Raw genomic sequence first — 6,932 nt, forward strand, 5'->3', positions numbered from 1 at the left:
AGACACCTGACAGGCAGTTATAGATAACGATTAACCCCAACTATCAGCCTCTATCAAACACTAAATAAAGTGCAGATAGGGATAGTGGGTTTAATTATGAGATGGTGGCGTATAATCGTATTGACCACATCACATAACCAAGCTGGACATCAGTAAGGTCATGAATAAGTTATTGAGACGATCGTTGTGACAGTAATAGCGGTTTGACCAGTGAATCGTTTGTCGTTATTCACTAGCCATAAAAGCTATATTTATTGTATGCCTCTTAAGCGCTACCTGCAGAGCTTATCAGCTCTGCGTGGTCTACGATCAAGAGACTATCACTCAGCAATATCACCACAGTCAATCCTTTTGCTTTGTACGTTGTCAGTTCATCAGCAACAAACAAAGCTCTAGGGTCATACTGTCATATATTGCGATACCAAATTGCGGATATAGATGTCAAAACCATACCATATCCGTTATTTGATACCATAACCGGAAGCTATAATAAATGGGACGTTTCATGACAGAACGCGGTTTTACAACTAAACTATATATGGCTATCCGATAATATATTCAAGGAAAGTGACGATAAAAGTGGTTATAAAGTAAGCCAACTTAATAAAAACCCTTAAAAAATTAACAGAATACTCATTGTCGTTTTAGTCTATGTTGCGGTTTTGAGGGCTGCGCAACAGCTGCCAGATAAAAGCAGGGGCGTATTATAGCACACTGACCTATCAGACCCTAGGCTGGTGTTTTTAGGCCGGGTTATCAATATCAACAAAGGTAACGGGTAGGTCAAAATGCTGGGCCACCAGTGAACCCAACGCCTGAATGCCACCACGTTCAGTAGCATGATGACCGCATGCAAAGTAATCAATACCAAGCTCACGCGCACTATGCGTGGTACGCTCTGATATTTCACCAGAAATATAAGCATCACAGCCCATCGCTGCAGCTTGCTCAATCATATCTTGTGCCCCGCCCGTACAGATGCCCACACGCTCAATCATTTTTGCAGCGGTGCCAGTTGTCTGCTCTGATTGATGAGTAGAGTATTCACCATTACCTGAGATATGTAGGGGTACACGGCATAATGCTTTGGTTATGGTATGAATCAGGGTTTCTGCACTTTGCGGCGTACATACAGCGATATTGCCAACAGGGTGGGGTTCATGAGGGTAGAGCGCGCCAGTAATCGTCATGTCTAGCATGTCAGCGAGGGTGGCGTTATTGCCGATGATAGGGTGAGCGTCAAGGGGAAGGTGATAGCCAATCATAGAGATGCCGTGTTGCATCAGCTTGCGGATACGGCGACCTTTCATGCCTGTGATAGGTGCAGGCTCACCTTTCCAAAAATAACCATGATGTACCATGATGGCGTCGGCGTTGTCTGCAATAGCAGCATCGATTAGGGCTTCACAAGCCGTCACCCCTGTGATGATGCGTTTGATGGGTTTGCCACCATCGACTTGTAAGCCATTCGGCGCATAGTCTTTAAAGGCGCTTGCAGAGAGATACTCATCGCAAAACTGGGTCAAAGCTTGTGCAGTGATTTCTGTAGTAGTGGATTTTGTTACATGTGTTTTAGCAGTCATTATGATGTCCTGTTTTAATGAAGTTCTGTCAAAGACGTTTTTATATAATGAATATTACATGATAAGGGTCAATAGACCACGTTATGATCGTCATCTTAACATGATGTTGTAAATGAGAAGACAACCCCCATAACTGAAAAGGTACACGATACGTTATTATTTTATGCTACTGCCAGTTATAATTTGCGTATGTGAGTCTGTGTTTTTGGATAGATCTTGCTTGGGATCTAACTGATCAACGACCAACCGTCTCACTGTACTTGTTTTATCACCGTCTGACCGTACCACACTTATAGGGGTTTTTTTATATGTCGTCATCTAAAAATGCCAACGACAAATCAACATTATGGAAATGGTTGCCATGGCTGTTATTGCTGGTCGTGACGGCTGGGTTTGTTTGGCTATTCATGAGTATGAAAACGCCGCCACAGGCGACATGGGAACCACCAAGGACCCCAGTGGAACAGCAGCTGCCAGAGCCAGTCGTGGATACGCCAGAGCCGGTCTCGTCTTATCATGATGCGGTTGCGCTTGCTTCGCAGTCGGTGGTCAATATTTATACCACCCAAAAGATGGCTGAGCATCCATATATGAATGACCCTGTATTACGCCGTTTTTTTGAGTTTCATGGTGGACCCTCGCAGGGCAATGAGAACACTAATCTAGGCTCTGGGGTTATCGTATCAGAGGATGGTTATATCGTCACTAATGCTCATGTGATCGAAAAGGCTGATGAAATTACTGTGTCTTTTAATGATGGCCGTAAGAGTCGGGCCAGCATTGTCGGAACCGACCCTGACAGTGATTTGGCTGTGATTAAGGTCGATATGAACGGCCTTAAACCGCTTGGCTTTCGAGAAAATCCCATTCGAGTGGGTGATGTGGCGCTGGCCATTGGTAACCCGTTCGGTGTCGGTCAGACCGTTACTCAAGGAATCATTTCGGCGACAGGCCGTACTGGGCTTGGGGTAAACAAGTTTGAAGACTTTATCCAAACAGACGCTGCCATCAATCCGGGTAACTCTGGCGGGGCGTTGGTCGATGCCCGTGGTGAGCTGGTCGGGATTAATACGGTGATATTCTCTCGCTCTGGTGGCTCGATGGGTATTGGCTTTGCGATTCCGACAGCCATCGTTGAGCAGGTGATGAACGCCTTGATTGAAGATGGGCGGGTCAGCCGTGGTTGGTTGGGTATTGAGATTCAGTCACAGCTACGTGACCCAACCCAGCTTGAGACCTCAACCGGTGTGGAAGTGCTAAACGTCGTCAGACAAGGTCCTGCTGACAAGAGTGGCTTGCAAGCAGGTGACATCATCTTGGCAATTGATGGGGTCGAGATGACAGACGCCAATACACTGATCCAATATGTGGCACGTAAGTCGCCTAATACTGAGCTCAATACTCAGATACTGCGTGATGGTAAAAACGGGCAAGTCAAAGTGCGACTAGAGGAGCGTCCTACTCAAGAAGCTGTCGAACCGCCTACGCTGTTTCATGATGAAAGGCTAGGGGGCCAAGAAGATAACCCGCATTTGGATAACCCAGACGCCCCGATGATGTCAGAAGAGGAGCGTTATCGTCTGCGTGAGGAGCTGATGAAGTTGTTTGATGAGGATGGCTTACCTCAATAGATACTGTATAGCTCAATACTGATTGATACTGATACTAAAAGCCCGCTATCTTAAAGTAGCGGGCTTTTGGCGTTCTTATAGTAGGGTTGTGCAACAAAGCTAATGGGTTTTAAGTAATAATCGGTTCGTGATTGATGTGAATCACCCCTTGTACACGGCAGCAGCATGGCAAGATCTCATCTTCTTCTATCATTGCCAGCGGCGGGAATGGATACTCAACAGGATGGGAGTTTGTGATACAGCGCACACGGCAGCTGCCACAATACCCCTCACGGCATTGATACTCTATGTCATGGCCAGTGCGCAGTAGTCCGTCGAGCAGACTTTCATCGTCATGCAAGTAGAACTTTTTTTTACTGGTCTTAACCCAAGTCATGGTCCACCTTATAATGTTTGGATATGGTCAAAAGTTACGGGATGATAGAACCCATTATAATTCAAAGTCATCAAAATCACTCTCTGACAAGTCAGAATCAATCTGACCCACCAAGTACGAGCTGATCTCTGTCTCTTGTGGGGCGACTTGCACATTATCAGACGACAACCAAGTATTGATCCAAGGGATTGGGTTGGATTTTGAATTCGGAAACGCTGCGGGCAAGCCCACCGCTTCCATACGCAAGTTGGTGATGTACTCAATATACTGGCAAAGAATGTCTTCATTTAGCCCAATCATTGAGCCGTCTTTAAATAAATATCCTGCCCAGGCTTTTTCTTGCTCAGCGGCACTGGTAAAGATTGCCAAGCTCTCTTCGTAGCACTCGTTAGCAATTTCGACCATTTCGGGGTCGTCTTTGCCATTGCGCATCAGATTCAGCATGTGCTGAGTACCGGTACAGTGCAGCGCCTCATCACGAGCGATCAGCTTAATGATCTTAGCGTTACCTTCCATCAGCTTACGCTCGGCAAAGGCGAATGAGCAGGCAAATGACACATAAAAGCGAATCGCTTCTAGGACGTTGACCGCCATGATGCACAGATACAGTTGCTTTTTGAGGGTTTTTAGGTTTACGGTGATTTCTTTACCATTGACGGTATGTGTACCTGGACCATAGAGGTTAAACAGCTGTGAGTTGTAATATAAGTCGTCATAATAATGAGCGATGTCGGAGGCACGCTCTAAGATATGTTCGTTTTGCATGATATCATCGAATATCACGCCCGGATCGTTGACGATGTTACGAATGATATGGGTGTAGCTGCGTGAGTGAATGGTCTCAGAAAATGTCCATGTCTCAATCCACGTCTCCAGCTCAGGGATAGACACTAGCGGTAATAGCACCACGTTTGGGCTACGACCTTGAATAGAGTCGAGCAGGGTCTGATACTTTAGGTTACTGATAAAAATATGCTGTTCGTGCGATGATAGGTTGCCGTAGTCGATACGGTCACGAGAGACATCGACTTCCTCAGGACGCCAAAAAAACGACAGTTGCTTTTCGATCAGCTGCTCAAAGATAGGGTGCTTTTGTTGGTCATAGCGGGCGACGTTGACGGGCTGACCGAAAAACATCGGTTCTGTCAAAGCGTTGTTTGGATTCTGAGAAAACACGGAATAAGTCATTGTTCTACCTTTATAAGTGTTACGGTTATTGGTTGATATGGATTTGATTGTATTATAGGTTTTCTAGCGATATTTGTTCTGGTGCTTGTCCGTCGTTCATATAAGCTTTAAATATTTCGCTCAGCTCGGTATCGTCTAATGCAGCCAGCTCGTCGACAGCGCTTTTGCGTATTGTATCTAGCTCCACCTCTGATGCTATCGGGTTCTCTTTTTTGGCTGGTTTTCTGGCTTGTTTTTTTGCTGCTGGCTTCTTTGCTTCTGTTGCTTTGGGTTTTTCGTGATTTGTGAGTTGCTGACGCACAGCCTCGATGTCGACCTCTACTTGGACGATGTGCGAGCCGCCATCGTTTAGGTCGGAAAATACATTGGGAATAAACAAACCACCGTCTTTGATGATTGCGGTATATTGCACGTTTATGACCTCCGTCGTTTTTATTCTGTCTGTGTTTCAATCATGGTTGGCGCACTGCAAGGCTGTCATATACTTTGCTGTTTTCTCTTTTGCCGACGGCCAGCACATAAACCACCACGACGTCATCTTTGACGCTATAGACCAAACGATAGCCTACAGTACGTAATTTGATTTTATAGGTATCTGGATGCCCCGAGAGTTTTGACGCAGGCACACGTGGGTTTGATAATCGCTGCAGCAGCTTTTTTTTAAACTGCTGCTGAATGCTGGGCGCTAGCTTTTTCCACTCTTTTAATGCTAAAGGATGAAACTCAAGACTATAAGTCATCGAGCGTAACCTTTACCGGTGTCTGCCCGTCATTCATGCGAGCATTAGCGGTTTGGCTAAGTGCCATATCGTCCATCGCCTCCATCATGCGCTCATACATATCGGTTGAAACTAAATAAGCCACAGGTTTATTGTGGTTTAAAATAGCTACAGACTCACCATCCGACTGCTTAATCAGTGCCGAAGGGTTGGTCTTAAGCTCTGAGATACTGGCTGTCTGTGTCGCAAATATCGGTTGCATGATTCATTCTCCCGCTAAAATTATGCTCTAAATATAGGTCTAATTTTAGCATGAAAATTGGGTTTTAATTGTTAATCTATATATTTTGTAGAGTGTACTTTGCGCACCGTTAAACTTGTTCATTTAGATACAAGTTTATAATAGCTTTGTTATTTAAACCTTTATTACTATTTCCCAAATCTTTTCTCATAGCACGATAGATGTTATCAACATTTGATAGAGTATCGGTGCTGTCATTATTAGCATTATTACGAAATTTTGACCATGCAATAATAACTTCAGGAGAGGCCCAAAGAGTTAACTTCTTAGAAAAGTCAATAAAATAGTCCTCTAACTCTTGTTGTGACATATAGTTAGTTCTTTTTAAATAAGATACAATCGTTTTAAAGCAAGCGAAATAGCAGAAGAACAAATGACCTATTCAGCAGATTTTCGAGCACAAGTGATTAAAAGTGTCAAAAACAAAGACATGAGTATCCGTCAGGCTTGTACTTTCTATAATGTTAGCAAAACCGCATTACAGCGCTGGCTGAGAAACCCAAGTATCAAACAAACTCGAGATAAATCACCAACTAAAATACCGAATGAAGCACTCTTAAAAGACGTTGAACAATATCCAGACGATTATCTGTACGAGCGAGCTAGGCGATTCAACTGTAGTAAGACCGGCATGCACACTGCTTTAAAACGTCTAGGTATCAGTCAAAAAAAAGACCTTAGAGCATCCAAAAGCCTGCCTGATAAAAAGAGTGGCTTATCAGAGTAAACTTGATCGCTTTACGCAGCAAGGCTATCCCATTATCTATATGGATGAAAGCGGCTTTGAGCACGAGACCATCCGCTCTCATGGCTATGCACCGATTGGTACACCCTGTATCGACAGCTACAACTGGCAAGCAAAAAAGAGAACTAACGTCATCGGTGCTCTTTATAACAAGATGCTGTTTGCGCTTGATTACTTTGAACAGAATATCAATAGCAATATATTTTATGACTGGTGTAAGATCACACTTATTCCAAGTCTCAAGACTAAATGCGTGATCGTTATGGATAACGCTAGGTTTCATAAAAGCAGACGTATCCAAAAACTGCTCAACAGACATGGTCATCGCATTCTATGGCTGCCACCCTATAGCCCTGATCTTAACCCCATTGAGAAAAAATGGGCACAAG

10 protein-coding genes are annotated in these 6,932 nt (G+C 44.3%); 3 read left to right on the forward strand and 7 right to left on the reverse strand.

Annotated features, from left to right (window positions below; all coding sequences use genetic code 11):
* Positions 1–743: 743 nt before the first annotated feature.
* Entirely contained in the window at positions 744–1,583 is an 840-nt protein-coding gene (locus J3492_RS00810; protein WP_207988728.1) for a Nif3-like dinuclear metal center hexameric protein, read from the reverse strand.
* Between the two features lie 308 nt (positions 1,584–1,891).
* On the opposite strand from J3492_RS00810, the gene J3492_RS00815 reads away from it, so the two are divergent.
* On the forward strand, positions 1,892–3,214 hold the full coding sequence (locus J3492_RS00815) for a S1C family serine protease (protein WP_207988730.1): 1,323 nt from the start codon (positions 1,892–1,894) through the stop codon (positions 3,212–3,214).
* 109 nt (positions 3,215–3,323) lie between these two features.
* Here J3492_RS00815 and yfaE read toward each other — a convergent pair whose 3' ends face one another.
* The 6 genes from yfaE to J3492_RS00845 all read right to left on the reverse strand — a co-directional run bounded on the left by yfaE (position 3,324) and on the right by J3492_RS00845 (position 6,108).
* Positions 3,324–3,590 carry a class I ribonucleotide reductase maintenance protein YfaE gene (gene yfaE / locus J3492_RS00820; protein ID WP_207988732.1) on the reverse strand — a complete coding sequence of 89 codons (267 nt, stop codon included), beginning with the start codon at positions 3,588–3,590 and terminating at the stop codon, positions 3,324–3,326.
* A 54-nt stretch (positions 3,591–3,644) separates the two neighbouring features.
* Positions 3,645–4,778 (reverse strand): class Ia ribonucleoside-diphosphate reductase subunit beta, encoded by a 1,134-nt coding sequence (gene nrdB / locus J3492_RS00825; RefSeq protein WP_207988734.1) that lies wholly within the window; start codon positions 4,776–4,778, stop codon positions 3,645–3,647.
* 52 nt (positions 4,779–4,830) lie between these two features.
* The gene (locus J3492_RS00830; RefSeq protein WP_207988736.1) at positions 4,831–5,190 is read right to left on the reverse strand and encodes a hypothetical protein; all 360 of its coding nucleotides are present in this window, start codon (positions 5,188–5,190) and stop codon (positions 4,831–4,833) included.
* Between the two features lie 40 nt (positions 5,191–5,230).
* Complete coding sequence (locus J3492_RS00835; RefSeq protein ID WP_207988738.1) at positions 5,231–5,518, reverse strand: type II toxin-antitoxin system RelE family toxin; 288 nt, start codon at positions 5,516–5,518, stop codon at positions 5,231–5,233.
* A complete protein-coding gene (locus tag J3492_RS00840) occupies positions 5,508–5,759 on the reverse strand; it encodes a type II toxin-antitoxin system Phd/YefM family antitoxin (RefSeq protein WP_207970013.1) in 252 nt (83 codons plus the stop codon). Before J3492_RS00840 ends, J3492_RS00835 begins: the two co-directional genes overlap by 11 nt.
* 109 nt (positions 5,760–5,868) lie before the next feature.
* Positions 5,869–6,108, reverse strand: a complete 240-nt coding sequence (locus J3492_RS00845) for a hypothetical protein (RefSeq protein ID WP_207988740.1) — start codon at positions 6,106–6,108, stop codon at positions 5,869–5,871.
* Positions 6,109–6,171: 63 nt separating this feature from the next.
* Here J3492_RS00845 and J3492_RS00850 point away from each other — a divergent pair, with 63 nt between their 5' ends.
* Positions 6,172–6,525: an IS630 transposase-related protein gene (locus tag J3492_RS00850; protein WP_207988742.1), complete on the forward strand. Its 354-nt coding sequence runs from the start codon at positions 6,172–6,174 to the stop codon at positions 6,523–6,525.
* Positions 6,509–6,932 (forward strand): IS630 family transposase (locus J3492_RS00855; protein ID WP_207988744.1); only part of this gene is annotated, 424 nt, incomplete at its 3' end. The genes J3492_RS00850 and J3492_RS00855, both read left to right, overlap by 17 nt.

Source organism: Psychrobacter coccoides (assembly GCF_017498085.1).
GTDB lineage: Bacteria > Pseudomonadota > Gammaproteobacteria > Pseudomonadales > Moraxellaceae > Psychrobacter > Psychrobacter coccoides.

Coding starts and splice junctions, on each gene's coding strand:
- J3492_RS00810 (WP_207988728.1), bottom strand. CDS start 1,583: ATGACTGCTAAAACACATGTAACAAAATCCACTACTACAGAAATCACT.
- J3492_RS00815 (WP_207988730.1), top strand. CDS start 1,892: ATGTCGTCATCTAAAAATGCCAACGACAAATCAACATTATGGAAATGG.
- yfaE (WP_207988732.1), bottom strand. CDS start 3,590: ATGACTTGGGTTAAGACCAGTAAAAAAAAGTTCTACTTGCATGACGAT.
- nrdB (WP_207988734.1), bottom strand. CDS start 4,778: ATGACTTATTCCGTGTTTTCTCAGAATCCAAACAACGCTTTGACAGAA.
- J3492_RS00835 (WP_207988738.1), bottom strand. CDS start 5,518: ATGACTTATAGTCTTGAGTTTCATCCTTTAGCATTAAAAGAGTGGAAA.
- J3492_RS00840 (WP_207970013.1), bottom strand. CDS start 5,759: ATGCAACCGATATTTGCGACACAGACAGCCAGTATCTCAGAGCTTAAG.
- J3492_RS00845 (WP_207988740.1), bottom strand. CDS start 6,108: ATGTCACAACAAGAGTTAGAGGACTATTTTATTGACTTTTCTAAGAAG.
- J3492_RS00850 (WP_207988742.1), top strand. CDS start 6,172: ATGACCTATTCAGCAGATTTTCGAGCACAAGTGATTAAAAGTGTCAAA.